This window comes from Streptomyces sp. NPDC102514 (genome assembly GCF_055584525.1).
Map to the genome: position 1 here is coordinate 48166 of NZ_JBVJLW010000010.1, position 15380 is coordinate 63545.

General features: G+C 73.0%; 14 protein-coding genes. 7 read left to right on the plus strand and 7 right to left on the minus strand.

Annotated elements, in window-relative coordinates:
• Window positions 1-20: 20 nt before the first annotated feature.
• Window positions 21-2411, minus strand: a complete 2391-nt coding sequence (locus ACZ60E_RS25045; protein ID WP_469443216.1) for a hypothetical protein — start codon at window positions 2409-2411, stop codon at window positions 21-23.
• A 289-nt stretch (window positions 2412-2700) separates the two neighbouring features.
• On the opposite strand from ACZ60E_RS25045, the gene ACZ60E_RS25050 reads away from it, so the two are divergent.
• Both ACZ60E_RS25050 and ACZ60E_RS25055 read left to right on the plus strand, forming a co-directional pair.
• A complete protein-coding gene (locus tag ACZ60E_RS25050) occupies window positions 2701-3543 on the plus strand; it encodes a DeoR/GlpR family DNA-binding transcription regulator (protein ID WP_384798929.1) in 843 nt (280 codons plus the stop codon).
• 169 nt (window positions 3544-3712) lie between these two features.
• The gene (locus ACZ60E_RS25055; RefSeq protein ID WP_469443217.1) at window positions 3713-4198 is read left to right on the plus strand and encodes an SRPBCC family protein; all 486 of its coding nucleotides are present in this window, start codon (window positions 3713-3715) and stop codon (window positions 4196-4198) included.
• 67 nt (window positions 4199-4265) lie between these two features.
• Here ACZ60E_RS25055 and cds1 read toward each other — a convergent pair whose 3' ends face one another.
• Window positions 4266-5399, minus strand: coding sequence for an L-cysteine desulfhydrase Cds1 (gene cds1 / locus ACZ60E_RS25060; RefSeq protein WP_384798935.1), 1134 nt, complete (start codon window positions 5397-5399; stop codon window positions 4266-4268).
• A gap of 465 nt (window positions 5400-5864) precedes the next feature.
• Here cds1 and ACZ60E_RS25065 point away from each other — a divergent pair, with 465 nt between their 5' ends.
• Both ACZ60E_RS25065 and ACZ60E_RS25070 read left to right on the plus strand, forming a co-directional pair.
• The gene (locus tag ACZ60E_RS25065) at window positions 5865-6188 is read left to right on the plus strand and encodes a hypothetical protein (protein ID WP_107019186.1); all 324 of its coding nucleotides are present in this window, start codon (window positions 5865-5867) and stop codon (window positions 6186-6188) included.
• 217 nt (window positions 6189-6405) lie between these two features.
• A complete protein-coding gene (locus ACZ60E_RS25070) occupies window positions 6406-6957 on the plus strand; it encodes an ATP-binding protein (protein WP_469443219.1) in 552 nt (183 codons plus the stop codon).
• Between the two features lie 257 nt (window positions 6958-7214).
• On the opposite strand, the gene ACZ60E_RS25075 is transcribed toward ACZ60E_RS25070, so the two are convergent.
• The 3 genes from ACZ60E_RS25075 to ACZ60E_RS25085 are packed head-to-tail and all read right to left on the minus strand — an operon-like array spanning window position 7215 to window position 10872.
• Window positions 7215-9776 carry an ABC transporter permease gene (locus ACZ60E_RS25075; RefSeq protein ID WP_469443221.1) on the minus strand — a complete coding sequence of 854 codons (2562 nt, stop codon included), beginning with the start codon at window positions 9774-9776 and terminating at the stop codon, window positions 7215-7217.
• A complete protein-coding gene (locus ACZ60E_RS25080; RefSeq protein ID WP_469443223.1) occupies window positions 9773-10558 on the minus strand; it encodes an ABC transporter ATP-binding protein in 786 nt (261 codons plus the stop codon). Before ACZ60E_RS25080 ends, ACZ60E_RS25075 begins: the two co-directional genes overlap by 4 nt.
• Window positions 10555-10872, minus strand: coding sequence for an SHOCT domain-containing protein (locus ACZ60E_RS25085; protein WP_384798947.1), 318 nt, complete (start codon window positions 10870-10872; stop codon window positions 10555-10557). The genes ACZ60E_RS25080 and ACZ60E_RS25085 overlap by 4 nt, the downstream gene beginning before the upstream one ends.
• A gap of 211 nt (window positions 10873-11083) precedes the next feature.
• Between ACZ60E_RS25085 and ACZ60E_RS25090 the strand changes: the two genes are divergently transcribed.
• From ACZ60E_RS25090 to ACZ60E_RS25100, 3 genes are read left to right on the plus strand one after another with little or no spacing between them, the layout of a single operon-like run.
• Window positions 11084-11695: a TetR/AcrR family transcriptional regulator gene (locus ACZ60E_RS25090; RefSeq protein WP_469443226.1), complete on the plus strand. Its 612-nt coding sequence runs from the start codon at window positions 11084-11086 to the stop codon at window positions 11693-11695.
• Window positions 11696-11712: 17 nt separating this feature from the next.
• Complete coding sequence (locus ACZ60E_RS25095; RefSeq protein WP_469443228.1) at window positions 11713-12297, plus strand: DUF4865 family protein; 585 nt, start codon at window positions 11713-11715, stop codon at window positions 12295-12297.
• Window positions 12294-13220 carry a phosphotriesterase family protein gene (locus tag ACZ60E_RS25100; protein ID WP_469443229.1) on the plus strand — a complete coding sequence of 309 codons (927 nt, stop codon included), beginning with the start codon at window positions 12294-12296 and terminating at the stop codon, window positions 13218-13220. Before ACZ60E_RS25095 ends, ACZ60E_RS25100 begins: the two co-directional genes overlap by 4 nt.
• Before the next feature lie 115 nt (window positions 13221-13335).
• On the opposite strand, the gene ACZ60E_RS25105 is transcribed toward ACZ60E_RS25100, so the two are convergent.
• Together ACZ60E_RS25105 and ACZ60E_RS25110 are read right to left on the minus strand one after the other, a co-directional pair.
• Window positions 13336-14577 carry an ROK family protein gene (locus ACZ60E_RS25105; RefSeq protein ID WP_384798959.1) on the minus strand — a complete coding sequence of 414 codons (1242 nt, stop codon included), beginning with the start codon at window positions 14575-14577 and terminating at the stop codon, window positions 13336-13338.
• A gap of 50 nt (window positions 14578-14627) precedes the next feature.
• Entirely contained in the window at window positions 14628-15344 is a 717-nt protein-coding gene (locus tag ACZ60E_RS25110; RefSeq protein ID WP_469443231.1) for an alpha-ketoglutarate-dependent dioxygenase AlkB family protein, read from the minus strand.
• Window positions 15345-15380: the final 36 nt, after the last annotated feature.

Consider the following 15380-nt stretch of genomic DNA (forward strand, 5'->3'; position numbering starts at 1 on the left):
CCTGGTCTCGGCCGCCGGTCCTAGACCGGCGTCGGTTCCGCCCGGGGGCCGCCCTGCGGTTCCTCGGGCTCCGTGCCCGGTCGCGGGGCCGGGACGTCCGGCCTGAGGCGTGCCAGGAGTTTCTCCCGCTCCTCGGCGAAGACGGGGTCCGCCTGGTAGTCCGAGTGTCCGAGGATCGGCGCGGGCAGCGGGTGCTTCTCCGACCGGCAGTACGCGAGCGGGTCCTCCAGTGCCTCACGGTCGACCTCGGGACCGCAGTCGCCCGGCAGCCGCATGGGGCCGCCGATGGGGTCGGTGACCCGGTACAGATTGCGCCAGCAGTCGACGTCCCGGTGCAGTCCGCTGAGCTCCTCGGGCCCGAAGTGCGCCGGGAACCAGCGCCCGTAGAGCCGCTCCAAAGGTGAACCGTAGGTCAGCAGCGCGACCCGCTTGCGCACCGACGGTTCGAGCTGCCAGGCCGCGGCGGCCGCGAGGACACTGCCCTGGGAGTGGCCGGAGAGGACGAGACGGCCGCCGGTGGCGCGGGTCCAGCCGGCGATGCGCCAGGTCAGGTCGGGGACGGCGCGCTCGGCGTAGCAAGGGGGCGCGAAGGGGTGCGCCGCACGCGGCCAGAACGTACCGACGTCCCACAGGATGCCGATGGTCCGGCGGGCGGTCTGGTCCTTGTAGGCGCGGCGGCCCCAGGTGACGAACAGTATGAAGCCGACACCGATCAGCCAGGAGCCCAGTGCCTGCGCGGTCTCGGCCGCGCCCTGTACGACGGGGTAGGTGCCGCTCGCCGCCTCGCCCGGGGCGTCTTCGGTGGTCAGGGCGCCCGCGACGGCCAGACCGCCCAGGACCAGCGTCACGACGGAGGTGATGCCGATGATCCGGGGGGCCCGGTCGGTGAGGGAGGCCATCGCCCGGATGCTCGCGATGCGGCGGGTGGTGGCCTCGTCCTTGGGCTCGTCCTCGTAGGCGAGTTCGACCGCGGCCGTCTCGGTGCGGCGCAGCACGACCGTGCGCCGGGCCAGCCAGCCGACGAGGACCAGCAGGACCAGCAGCAGGGGCGGGATGACGGACGCCTGCCAGGTCAGCAGCACGGGCGGTCCCGCGATCGTGTGGCCGGTGCCGTCCAGCCAGTCGGCGACGCGCTGGGAGACTCCGCCGGACATCACCCCGCCCAGCGCGCAGGCCAGCATCGCGACGGCGGGCCCCGCCAGGCCCCGCATCGCGGTGCGGGGATCGGGCCGGCCCCGGTGGAGGACGTGGGCCACGACCCCGAGGACGATCACGAGCAGGCACTCGACCAGCGCGATGGTGCCGAAGGCGGCGCCGCCCCCGGACAGCCGGTGGTCCGAACTCCACCCGGGGCGCGACCAGCCCGCGTAGACGAACGTGAGGACGAGCAGGGCGAGCGAGCCGAGGGGCAGCCGGCGCACCAGGGCCGCGTCGAGCCGCCGGTCGAGCCGGTGCTCGCTGCGGCCCCGGCTGCAGACGACCCACAGCACGAAGACCGCCCCCAGCACGAACGCCCCGTTCAGCAGCCACCCCAGCACGTTCAGAACGGCAGGGCCGCCGGCCTCGCGGTCGTGGCGGGCCGCGGCGACGCCGACCGCCGCGGCGATGGTCAGCAGCCCCGCGGCGGTGTGGGCGACCCGCAGCCGGGCGACCAGCCGGCGTCCGTACCAGAAGCCGGGGCGGCCGAGCCCGGCCCTGCTGCCCTCCTCCTCCGGTTCGCTCTCGCGCGGCCTCGGCTGCTGGGACTCGTACGCGCTCCAGGTGCGGTGCGAGAGGTACCAGAGGAGACCCGTGAGGGCGGCGGGCACCAGGGAGGCGAGGGCGAGACGGCGGCCGGGCTGGCTCCACCAGCCGCCGTCGGAGACCGCCGGGGACAGGAAGCCGAGCCAGGAGTGTTCCCGGGCGCAGTCGGGCGTCCCCGCGCACTGCCAGGCGGCCAGGTCGAGGGCGACCTCGCAGGCCGCGGCGACCAGCAGCACCGTGAGGGTCAGACCGGCCAGCCGCACCAGCAGGCCGTAGAGGCGGACCGCGGGCGTGCGGTTGTCGCTCACCGTGGGCCGCATCCAGTGGGCGAGGTTGACCACCATGAACGGCAGGAGCAGCAGCCACAGCGCCCGGGAGCCGTTGCCCGAGGTGAGGTTGCACCAGACGTACGCCTCGGGAATCGGTTTGCCCTGGTGCTCCGCGGGCCGGCGCGTCGCGTTCGTCTCGGCCTCGACGTCGTCGGCGCGGCGGAAGACCGCGGCCGTGTCGTCGCCGGTGATCCGGACCGTGCGCGGATCGTTCAGCATTTCCTGGGGCGTCGTGCCGCCGACGCCGTGGACCAGGAGTTCGAGCGCGGTGTCGGACGCCTGCTGCGGCCCGGAACCGTTCGCCTCGTTCGTCGGGGCGTACCCCTGTAGACGCTCCACTGTTGTGTCCCCCGTGATGCCCGTACGACATGTGTCATGTCCAGATACAAGGATCTCCTCTGCTGACGCTCCGCGCACCACTCGTCACGGAATCTCCCCGATCCGTGTGACAGCGCCGGACAGGAGGTGGCAGCGTGACGTGTGCGTGCCGCCACAGGCAGTGGCGCGACCTGCGGCTGCCCGTGCGAGGATGGGGCGTCCCGCGGGTCCACAGGTGAGGGGAACGTCCTTGTCGCAGGGGGTACGGGGCCATGTCGAGCGGGTCGAGGCGAAGGGAACCGGAGCGGACGTGAGCGAGAATCAGAACCTGCTCGCGGAGCAGCGGCGCGCTCTGATCCTGGACGAGGTCCGGCGGCGCGGTGGCGTCCGCGTGAACGAACTGACCAGGAAACTCGGCGTGTCCGACATGACGGTCCGTCGCGACCTGGACGCGCTCGCCCGGCAGGGCGTGGTGGAGAAGGTGCACGGCGGCGCCGTCCCGGTGGTCGAGGCGAGTACGCACGAGCCGGGCTTCGAGGCCAAGTCGGGGCTGGAGCTGACGGCCAAGGAGGACATCGCGCGGGCGGCGGCCTCGCTGGTGGCCCCGGGCACGGCGATCGCGCTGTCCGGCGGCACGACGACGTACGCGCTCGCCCATCAGCTTCTCGACGTGCCGGACCTGACGGTGGTGACCAACTCGGTGCGGGTGGCCGACGTCTTCCACTCGGCGCAGCGCACGTCGGGGCAGCGGCAGGGTGCGGCGACGGTCGTCCTGACGGGCGGGGTGCGCACGCCGTCGGACTCGCTGGTGGGTCCCGTGGCGGACCAGGCGATCGAGGCCCTCCACTTCGACGTGCTCTTCCTCGGGGTGCACGGCATATCGGTGGAGGCGGGTCTGTCCACGCCGAACCTCGCGGAGGCCGAGACGAACCGGCGCCTCGTGCAGTCGGCGCGGCGTGTCGTCGTGGTCGCGGACCACACCAAGTGGGGGACGGTGGGGCTGAGTTCGTTCGCCGCGCTGGAACAGATCGACACACTGGTGACGGACGACGGGCTGCCCGCCGAGGCGCGCACGGAGATCTCCGAGCATCTGCGGCGCCTGGTGGTGGCGGGCGAACCGGAGGCCGAGGACGAGGACGCGCCGGACGCCTGAGTCTCCGCCGGGGCGTCCAGACACGTCCAGGGGCGTCCATGGGCGTCCATGGGCGGTACAGACATCCGACGTGCCGCCGGTTATGGTGACCCTCCCCCGCCAACTGCCGTGGCGCGGGGCCCCGTTCAGGACTCGCTCCCGACTTCGTTCCCGCGAGGAGGTCGTACGCATGGTTCGTCGACTGCGCCCCGTGGAGCGCGACTTCACCGAGACCGCTCCCGTGCGACTGGTGTTCGCGCGAGCGGTGGCCTCGTCCCCCGAGGCGGTCTACCGCGCGCTGGCCGAGGACGTCGAAGGCTGGCCGGAGTGGTTCTCCGCCGTCTCGTCGGCACACCCGTCCGACGACGGCTCCGGACGGCGCATCCGCCTCAGGGGCGGCACGCGCTTCGAGGAGACGATCCTCGCGGCCGAGCCGCACGAGGTGTACGCGTACCGCGTCGACGTGACGAACGCGCCCGGCGTGCGCGCCCTCGTCGAGGAGTGGCGGCTCACGCCGGACGGCGCCTCCGGTACGCGGGTTCAGTGGACCGTGGCCGCCGACGGCACGGCGGCGTTCCGCCTGATGACGAAGATGAGCCGGGCCGGTCTCGGCCGGGCGTTCCGCGACGCGGTGCGCAGGCTGGACCGGCGGATCGGCTCGCCGCACGCGCGCTGACGGCCACCGCCCCGGAGCCGTACCACCCCAGAGCCCCCCGGAGCCGCGCCACCCGGGAACGGGTCGTTCAGGCGGGCCAGATCCCCGTGGCCAGCAGTGCGTCGATCGTGGCCGCGTAGGGCGCGATGTCCAGGCCCTGACCGGCCAGCCAGTCGTCCGAGTAGTACTTGTCCAGATAGCGGTCCCCGGGGTCGCACAGCAGCGTGACCACGCTCCCGGTCCGGCCCGCCGCCGCCATCTCCGCCACGATCTTCAGCGAACTCCACAGGCCCGTGCCGGTCGAACCGCCCGCCTTGCGTCCGATGGCCTGTTCCAGCGCCCGCACGGCCGCCACGCTCGCCGCGTCCGGCACCTTCATCATCCGGTCGACGGCCCCGGGCACGAAGCTCGGTTCCATCCGCGGCCGGCCGATGCCCTCGATCCGCGAACCGCAGTCGGTGGTGACCTCCGAATCACCCGTGGTCCAGCCCTCGAAGAAACAGGAGTTCTCCGGATCGGCCACACAGATACGGGTGTTGAACTGCATGTAGTGCACATAGCGCGCGATGGTCGCCGAGGTGCCGCCGGTCCCGGCGGTGGCCACGATCCACGCGGGCTCGGGGTAGCGCTCCAACTCCAGCTGGCGGTAGATCGATTCGGCGATGTTGTTGTTGCCGCGCCAGTCCGTGGCCCGCTCCGCGTACGTGAACTGGTCCATGAAGTGCCCGCCGGTCTGCGCCGCGAGGGCCGCCGACTCCGCGTACATCGTGCGCGGGTCGTCGACGAAGTGGCACCGGCCGCCGTGGAACTCGATCAGACGGCACTTCTCCGGGCTCGTGGTGCGGGGCATCACGGCGATGAACGGCACCCCGATCAGCTTGGCGAAGTACGCCTCCGAGACGGCCGTGGAGCCGCTCGACGCCTCGATGACGGGGCGGCCGTGCCGGATCCAGCCGTTGCACAGCCCGTACAGGAAGAGCGAGCGGGCCAGCCGGTGCTTGAGACTGCCGGTGGGGTGGGTGGACTCGTCCTTGAGATACAGGTCGATGCCCCAGCGCTCCGGCAGCGGGAAGCGCAGGAGATGGGTGTCGGCCGATCTGTTCGCGTCGGCCTGGACCTTCCGCACGGCTTCTTTGAGCCAGTTCCGGTACTCCGCGTCGCTGTGATCGACATCGAGCGTGGCCGTGGGCTCATGGGGGCGGGCCTGCTGCGGGGTGGTCACGGCGGGGCTCCTTCGGGTGGCTGCCGACGTCGGATCGCACGGTCGGACGCCTCGATCATAGGCACCTTGCGCACGCTTCTCACCTGCATAAACACTCCTTTGAGAACCCCAAAGGGACTCCTGTGGCGAGCGGCCGCCAAGGGGATGGGGGGCGCATTCACGCGAGTGCGCCACAGGGCATGTGCCACGCAGTGATGCGCACTGGTGCTCGACGTCCTGCGCGGGCAGACTGCACGCACAGGACGCCGGTCCCGGCGGGACGCACAATGGAACGGGACCCGCGCCGTACGCACGACGAGTTCGCCCCGTCCGCACGACGGGCGCGACCTGTACGCACGACGGGCGCACCCCGGACGTACGACGGGCGCGACCGGCGGTTCGCGACGGGGTACGACCCGTATGGCACGACGTGCACGACAGCAGGCACGACGGGGCACGACCGAAGCGCACAAGGGGGCGGGGCACATGGCGGAGCCGGAGTTCACAGCCACAGGCGTGCGGATCGGGAAGCGGCTGCGTTCGCTCACCCGGGCCGGGCAGGTGCGGATCAGCGACGGCAGGCTGGAGTTGCTCACCAGCTACGGCAGTGAGATCGACAGCGCGCCCGTGCAGGCGGTCCGTGCGTCCAAGCCCTGGTTCGCCCAGGCGGACCGGGCCCTGGCGGACGTCAACGGCACCCGCTATCTGCTCACCCTCGGCGACCACGATCCGGCCCCCGGAGAGCCCGGTCCGCCGGCGGCCCGTCGGTTCATCGAGGCCGTGCGCAATGCGGCGGGGCGCGTGCGCTGAGCGCCGTGCAGGGGGCCGTTCGTCCGGCCGCCGAGATCACCGCGAGTTGCGGGAGCGCGCCTCCTGAGCCACTCTGTTGTCACGTCACTCTGGGTTTACCGGCGATAACGCTGCGAACCAGCCCGCCGGCCACCGACAGCAGGCGGTCGGCGCGCGCAGGCAGCCCGCTGGATCCGCACTCGTCTTCTTCCGGACCTCAATTCGGGGAGTCGCAGCCGTGATCAGCCAGCCAAGCAAACATTGCACGGTCGAGCTCAACGCTCTGCCGTCGCGGATCGGCCAGGTCCGCAGAATCGTATCTGCGCAGTTGCGCTACTGGCGTCTGGATCCCTTGATAGACCGGGCCGCGCTCGGCGTGACCGAGCTGCTGACCAATGTCCATCTGCATGCCCGGCCCGACAAGTTGTGCACCGTCGAGATCGAGCTGATGCTCGACCGGCTCACCGTCTCCGTGCACGACCGCGACCCGCGCCTTCCCGAGGTGCGGGACGCCACCTCCCTCGCGACCTGCGGTCGTGGCCTTTCGATGGTCGCCGCGGTGAGTGAGAGCTGGGGTGTGCGGCCGGACGGTGAGTCGGGGAAGGTCGTGTGGTTCACCCTCACGGCTCCGTCTCCTGCGGCCACGTTGCCCGTGCGGCCGCCGTACTCCGCTGTCGCGGGGGCGGGTGGGGTCGGGGTCGGGTTCGTGGAGGTGGAGCATGCCGGGGAGGGGCTGGCGCCGGTTTCCGGGGGTGGACACGCTCCCGCCCGGTCGGCCGTTGCCGGCTGACCGGGCGGTGACAGTTGCTTCGCGGTGGAGGTCGAGGGTGGGGGGTGGTTGCGGTGTGGATTTCGCCCCCGCCGCCCCTACCCGTTCCCGTCACGCACTCAGGGGCTCCGCCCCCGAACCCCCGGTCCTCAAACGCCGGACGGGCTGAAGGGCGGGGGTAGGGGCGCAGCCCCACCCCCAGGGGCGCGGGGAACTGCGCGACCGGCCCCCACCGGGCCCGCAGCCGAAGCCCCTCCTCACCCCCCGCCCTCCGGCGTTCACTCCGCCGCGATCGCCCTCAGCACGTCCAGACGTGCTGCCCGTCGTGCCGGGCGCAAGCCCGCGAGCGCGCCCGCCGCGACGCCCACCCCCGCGACCACGCACAGCTGAACCGGCGGCACCGCGAACGCGAAGTCGCTGCCCGACGACCCGTCGGACGCCTTGACCAGCACCCAGCCGAGGAAGCCGCCGAGCGCCAGTCCGCCCGCCGTGCCGAACTCGGCCACCAGGACCGACTCCCAGCGGACCATGGCACGCAGCTGCGAGCGGGTCTGCCCGACGGCCCGCAACAGGCCGAGTTCGCGGGTGCGTTCGTGGACCGCGAGGGTCAGCGTGTTGGCGATGCCGAGCAGCGCGATGAGCACGGCGAGCGCGAGCAGCGCGTAGACCAGGGTCAGCATCATGTCGATGGCCCCGGCCGAGGACCGCGCGTACTCGTCACGGGTCTGCACCTCGGGGTTGCCGTACGCCGTCGCGACCTTCTCGACCGCCGCCTTCCCCTCGGCCGCGTCCACACCGTCCCTGAAGCTCACGGCGACGAGTGTGTCGGCGTCCTGGGTGCGGTGCGGGGCCCAGGCCTCGCGGGTGATGACGTACTCGCCGGCCAGCTCGGAGCGGCCGTAGACCGCGCGGACGGTGAAGGTCTTCTCCTGGCCGTCGGTGAAGGCGAGCCGGGTGGTGTCGCCGGCCTTGAGGTCCTGCTTGTCGGCTTCCTCTTCCGTGACGGCGATGCCGTCGGCGCCGAGGTCGCGCATCGAGCCCCGTATGTCGCCGAGGTCGAAGGTGCGCTCCAGCGCGACGGGGTCCGTGACCGTCAACGCCCGCCCCTTGCCGTCGACTTCGGCCACCCCTCGGCCCAGCCCGACGGCCGTGTCGACCTCGGGCCGTTCGCCGATCGCGGCGGCGAGTGCGGGGCTCAGTCCGCTGCCGCCCGCGCCGAACGACGGGGTGCTCACGACGACGTCCCCGGCGAAGGACCGCGACACCGTCCGGTCCATGGTCGCCTTCAGTGAGGCACCGAAGACGGTGAACAGTGACACCACGGCGACACCGATCATCAGGGCACTCGCGGTGGCTGCGGTGCGCCTGGGGCTGCGCAGGGCGTTGCGCGCGGCCAGGGCGCCGGTGACACCGCGCAGCCGGTCGAGGGGAGCCCCCAGGACGCGTACCGCGGACGTCGCGGCGACCGGGCCGAGGACCACGAAGGCGGCGAGTGCCAGCACCGCACCCGCTCCGGCGAGCCACAGGGACGGGCTGACGACGACGCCGGTCAGGGTGACGGCGACGGCCGACGCGGCGAGTCCGGCGCCCACGACGGCACGGGTCCGGGACGCGCCGGACCGGTCGACGGACGTCTCGCGCAGGGCGGCCAGTGGTGCGGTGCGCCCGGCACGTACGGCGGGCAGCAGCGCGGAGCCGAGGCAGACCACGACGCCGACCGCGAGCGGCAGAACCATGGACAGGGCGCTGATCACCAAGTCGCCCTCGGGGAAGGGGAATCCGATGGCCGGGAACAGCGCCTGCAGGCCTGCCGCGATACCGATGCCACCCGCGAGACCGGCTGCGGACGCGACCACGGCGATCACGCTCGCCTCGACGAGCGTCGACGCGGTGACCTGGCGGCGGGAGGCGCCGAGGGCACGCAACAGGGCGTTCTCGCGGGTGCGTTGGGCTACCACGATCGCGAAGGTGTTGTGGATGGAGAAGGTCGCGACCAGCAGCGCCACACCGGAGAACACCAGCAGGAACGTGGTGAAGAGCGTCAGGAACTGGCCGGAGACCATGTCGGTGTTCTCCTCGGCCAGCTCCTGACCGGTGATCGCCTCAACACCCTTGGGCAGTACGGGAGTCAGGGCGTCGACGAGTTCGCGCTGACCGATGCCGGGTCCGGCCCGTACGAGGACGCTCGCGGCGTCGCCGGGCTTCGCGGTCAGGTATTTCTCGGCGTCGGAGCGCGTCATGCCGGTGAAGGTCACCTGCGCCATGCCGTCCTCGCCGCCGAAGGTCGCGAGGCCCACGATCGTCACCTCGACGGGATCGGGCGTCCGCAGGGTCGTCGTGTCGCCGATGCGCAGGTCGCCCTTCTCGGCCGCGCCCCGGTTGACGACGACCTCGCCGGACCTCGCCGGGGCGCGGCCCTCGGCCAGCCGGTAGGCGTTGAGTTCGGGGTCGTCGATCCAGTTGCCCGCGAGGGTGGGCGGGCCCTGGCCGCCGACGGGTTTGCCGTTCGCGCCGACGAGCTGGCCCGCGCCCTGGATGTCGGGTGCGGCCGCCGCGACGCCCGGGGTCTTCTCGACGGCCGCCACCAGGTCGGTGCCGACGGGCTGCCGTACGCCCTGGCTCTCGCCCGGGGTGGTGATGGTGTCGGCGCTGCGGACCACGGCATCGGTGCCGCTGGTGGCGTCGCCGAACATCGTGTCGAAGGAGGCGCGCAGGGTGTCGCCCATGACGAGCGTGCCCGCCAGGAAGGCGACACCGAGCAGGACGGCCAGGAAGGTACCGGCGAAGCGGCGTTTGTGGGCACGCAGCGAGGAGACGCTGATTCGCACCGACGCGTTCATGACGGAGCCCCCTTGCCGTCGAACGCCTTCAGCCGGTCCAGGACCCGGTCGGCCGTCGGGGACTCCATGCGGTCCACGAGGCGGCCGTCGGCGAGAAAGACGACCTCGTCGGCGTGCGCGGCGGCGACCGGGTCGTGCGTGACCATGACGACCGTGCGGTCCATCTGGCGGACGGCCCGGCCGAGAAGGTTGAGGACCTCCTCGCCGGAGCGTGAGTCGAGGTTGCCGGTCGGTTCGTCGGCGAAGACGACATCGGGCCGGCCCGCGAACGCCCGTGCCACGGCGACGCGTTGCTGCTGGCCGCCGGAGAGCTCGGCGGGCCGGTGGCGCAGTCGGTCGCGCAGCCCGACGACCTCCACGAGGGCGTCGATCCACTCGCCGGTCGAGCTGTCACCCCTGCGGCCGGCCAGATCCATGGGCAGCGTGATGTTCTCCGCGACCGTCAGTGTCGGCACCAGGTTGAAGGCCTGGAAGACGAAACCGATGCGGTCGCGCCGCAGCAGCGTGAGGCGGCGGTCGTCGAGCGTGCCCAGTTCGGTGTCGCCGATGAAGGCGGCGCCCGAGGTCAGGGTGTCCAGGCCCGCCGCGCAGTGCATCAGGGTGGACTTGCCGGAGCCCGACGGCCCCATGATCGCGGTGAAGCGTCCGGCGGGAAAGGTGACGTCGATCCCGACCAGGGCCCGTACCGCGGTGTCCCCGGCGCCGTACACCTTCACCGCTCCGGCGACCCGCGCCGCGGTCCGTGTGCCCTTGGTGGCGGGCGCCGTGGCGGGCGCGTTCATGCCGCACCGCCCTTGCCCCTGCGTCCGGAGCGCTCGTCCGCACCCGTCCGTCCGAACTGCTCGTCCAGGACGGAGAGGCGGCGCCAGTACTCGTCCTCGTCGATCTCGCCGGCGGCGAAGCGCCTGCCCAGCATCGCGATCGGCGAGTCGCCGGATGGGCGGGACCGGTCGGGGCCGTGCCACGGGCCGCGACGGCCGCGCCACACCGTGCGGCGCAGGACGGTCACGACACCGATCACGACGGCCGCCCAGATCAGCGGGAGGAACAGGATCCACGGGCCGGGCCCGCCGTCCCAGTTCGCCAGGGTCTGCATCTGAAGTCATCTCCTCGGGAGTTCCGGACGCTCCGGTGTTCCGGCGTCCGTTCCGGTGTTCCGGTGATGCTTCGAGACTCGCGCCGGGAGGGGGTCCGGGTCGTCGTACGGCCAGCGGCAGTACGCGTACCTCCGTGGGAGTAGGAACGGGGACTTCAGCTGCTCCTCGCGCCTTCGGCTCCGCCCGCCCCTCGATTCTGTAACTACTAGTATGTACAGTGTCCGTGTGAGCACTCCGGAGCGTCTGATCGAAGCCACCCGTGAGCTGCTGTGGGAGCGCGGCTATGTGGGCACGAGCCCGAAGGCGATCCTGCAGCGGGCGGGCGCGGGCCAGGGCAGCATGTACCACCACTTCACGGGCAAGCCCGATCTGGCCCTGGCCGCGATCCGGCGCACCGCGGAGGAACTGCGCGCCACCGCCGAAGCGGTGCTGGGCGGGCCCGGTACCCCGTACGAGCGGGTCGAGGCGTATCTGCGGCGCGAGCGCGAGGTCCTGCGCGGCTGTCCTGTCGGGCGGCTGACCATGGACCCGGACGTCGTCGCGAGCGACGCACTGCGCGCGCCCGTCGACGAGACGCTTGACTGGCTGCGCGAGCGGCTGGCCGGAATCGTCGAGGAGGGCCAGGAGCTGGGCGAGTTCGGGCCGGCGCTGGACGGCGAGGAGATCGCCGCGACGATCGTGGCCACGGTCCAGGGAGGCTATGTGCTGGCCCGCGCGTCCGGCTCGACCGCCGCCTTCGACGCGGGGGTCCGCGGGCTGCTGTCCCTCCTCGCACCCCGCTCCCCCGCCGCCGGCAACTCCCCCACCCCCAACAAGGCCTGAGCCGCCGGGAGGCACCGATGCACGCCATGCAGTACGAGATCACCCTGCCCGCGGACTACGACATGGGCATCGTCCGGGACCGGGTGGCCCGCGTCGGGCATCTGCTCGACGACTGGGACGGACTCGGGCTGAAGGCCTACCTGCTGCGGGAGCGGGGCGTGGACGGCTCGCCGGTCAACCAGTACGCGCCCTTCTACCTGTGGGACACCCCCGAGGGCATGAACTCCTTCCTCTGGGGGCCCGGCTTCCAGGGGCTCGTGAACGACTTCGGGCGCCCCGTGGTGCAGCACTGGGCGGGCCTGGCGTACGAGAACGGGGGCGCCGCCGGTACGGCGCCCGAGGTCGCGGTACGCAGGCGGGTGAGCGTCCCCGAGGGCGTGCCGCTCACCGAGGTGGCACGGGAGGCCGTCCTGGAGGCGGGACGCCTGGCCGCGCTGGACGGGGTCGTGGGTGCCGCTGCCGCCGTCGACCCGCGTCACTGGGAGGTCGTGCACCTCTCCCTCTGGGCCCACGACACGCCCGAGGCCGAGGGTGAGACGTACCGCGTGCTGCATCTGTCGGCGCCGGGGCGTGACCGGCTGCGCAGGGGACGGCAGTGGTGAGCCGGGGCCGGGCACCCCGTACCGTCCGCACGGTCTTCGGCGACATCCCTCCGGCGGAGTTGGGGGTGTGCAACGCGCACGACCATCTCTTCTTCAGCAGTCCCCGCCTTCCGGGGCAGGAGTTGCGGGACTCGGGCGCCGCGACGGCCGAGCTGACCGCGTTCGGCGCGGCGGGCGGCGGAAGTGTCGCCCAGTGGACCCCGTACGGTCTGGGGCGGCGGGCCGCCGATCTGCCGCTGCTGGCCCGCGCCGCCGGGGTGCATGTCGTGGCCGCCACGGGACTGCACCAGGCCGTCCACTACGCGCCGGAGGTGCTCGACCGGCTGCGGGGCCGGCTGGCCGACGTCTTCGTGTCCGAGCTGACGGAGGGGCTGGCCACGTCCGGTGTGCGGGCGGGTTTCATCAAGGTCGCGGGCGGTTTCCACGCGCTCGACGCGCATGCCCGCTGGACGATGACCGCGGCGGCCGAGGCGCACCACGCCACGGGGGCGCCGATCGCGGTGCACCTGGAGCTGGGCACGGGCGCGCTCGACGTACTCGACCTGCTGTGCGGGGAGTTGGGGGTGGCACCGGCCAGTGTGATCCTCGGGCACCTCAACCGCTCCCCCGACCCGGTGGTGCACCGGCAGGCCGCCGAGTCCGGCGCCCATCTGGCTTTTGACGGTCCGTCACGCGCGAACCACGCGACGGACTGGCGCATGCCCGAGGCCGTACGCGATCTCGCCGACGCCGGGTTCGGCGACCGGCTGCTTCTCGGCGGGGACACGACCACGGCTGGGGCCCGCTCGGTGAACGGCGGGCCAGGGATGCCGTATCTGCTGCGCCGCGTCCGGCCCCGGCTCGAACTCGCCCTGGGGAATGAGCTGGTGGAGCACATGCTGACGGCGAATCCGCAGCGGGCGTTCGCCGTCGGGTGGACGTAGACCCACGGGCGGCAGTGAGGACGACGTTCGGCCGCGGGACGGCGGGGGCGGGCCGCGCCGTTCCCCCCGCGCCCCTCGGGGAGGGGCGCGGGGGGAACGGCGCAATCAGATCGGCTCAGGCGTGTGCCAGGGCCGCGATCGGGTCGTCCAGCACCGGCTGCCACGCCAACTCGGCGGCGCCCACCAGGCTGTTGTGGTCCAGCGTGCAAGCCAGGATGGGGACGCCGCCGCTCTGGCCCCACAGGCTCCGGTCGGCCACGACGGCCCGCAGCCGCTCCGGGGCGGCGTCGAGGAGCGTGCGGTGCAGGCCTCCGAGGATGATGCGGTCCGGGTTGAGGATGTTGACCAGGCCCGCGAGGCCCTGGCCCAGCCGGTCGACGAGTGCCTCGACGGCGGTGCGTACGCCCGGGTCGGCGTAGTGGTCGCGGATCAGCTCGTTGGCCTGCTGGAGCAGTGACACCTCGGGGCCGGGGTCGCGGCCGGCCGCCGTCAGGAACGCGAGGGGGTCCGCCTCGACGTCCAGGCAGCCCCGGCTGCCGCAGTGGCAGGCGCGGCCCTCCGGGTTGACCGTGAGGTGGCCGACTTCGAGCGCGAGGCCCGAACTGCCCGTGTGCAGCCGCCCGTCGAGCACCAGCGCACCGCCGACACCCCGGTGCCCGGTCGCCACGCACAGCAGATCGCGGGAGCCGCGCCCGGCGCCGTGCCGGTGTTCGGCGAGCGCGGCGAGGTTGACGTCGTTCGCGGCGAACGCCGGGCCGGTGATGCCGGCCGCGCGGACGCACTCCGCGAAGATCTCCCGCACGGGCGCGCCGGCCGGCCAGGCCAGGTGCAGCGGGTTGAGCGCGGTGCCCTCGGGTTCGGCGACGGCCGACGGGACGGCGACCCCGGCGCCCACGCAGCGGCGGCCCGTCTCCCGGAGCAGTTCGGCACCCGCCTCCACGACCGAGCGGAGCACCTTGGCCGGGTCGGCGTCCACGGTCTCGCAGCCCGGCGCGGTCGCCACGAGCCGGCCGCCGAGGCCGACGAGGGCGGCCCGGAAGCCGTCGGCGTGCACCTGCGCGGCCAGCGCCACGGGGCCGTCCTCGGCGAGTTCGAGCCGGTGCGAGGGGCGGCCCTGCGAACCGGCCGCGGCGCCCGGGCGGGCGTCGACGCGGATCAGGCCGAGCGCCTCCAGCTCCGCGGCGACCGCGCCCGCCGTCGCACGGGTGACGCCCAGTTCGGCGGTGAGCACGGCCCGGGTCGGCGCGCGTCCCGTGTGCACGAGTTCCAACGCGGGTCCGAGCGCACCCCGCCCTCGGTCCAGCCGTGTCCTGGTGCTTCCTTCTCCCACCGCTCCGGGGGTCGCATCGCCGCTCATGAGGGCGAGTGTCCCATGATCCGGTGGCCCGGTGACCGGCCAGTAGCCCCTCACGCGCTCCGGAGGCCGCTCACCCGCAGGGTGATGTTCAGGCGGCCGGTCAGTCCCAACTCGGGCGGCGCGGTGCCCGCGTGGACGCGCGGCACCCCGTGGTGGGCGAGCCGGGCCGCGCCACCGAACACGAACAGGTCGCCGCTGCGCAGTTCCACGTCCGTGTAGGGGCGGCCTCTCGACGCGGTGTTGCCGAACCGGAAGACGCAGGTGTCGCCGAGACTCAGCGACACCACGGGGGCGCCGGACTCCTCGTCGCTGTCACTGTGCATACCCATGCGGGCGTCGGCGTCGTAGAAATTGATCAGCGCGATGTCGTAGTCGTACGGGGGTGGCGGGCTCCCCGGTGGCGGGCCCTCTGGTGCCGGATCGTGGCCCCCGGGAGCGGTCGGGGCCCGGTTCCCGAGAGCGTCCCGCGCCGCCCTGTGCCCCAGCTCCCCCAGCCAGGCGGGGAATTTCTTCACGGGCGCCCCGTCCCCGTCGACGACCGTTGACGCGTACCCGTACGGATACCAGTGCCATCCGAGGCAGACCTGCCGGGAGGTCATCGTGCCGCCGCCCGGGGTACGGACCGTGCGCAGTCCCGCGGGCGGCCTCGCCCAGTCGCGGCAGGCCTCCAGGAGCTCCTTCTGGCGCCCGGGCGGCAGCCAGTCGGGCAGGTGCACGGCGCCCGGTGCGATCTCCGTCCGGCTCCGGGGAAACAGTTCGGCGTCCATGGCTCCCATCCTCGCGCAGGGTCCGCACACACTCCC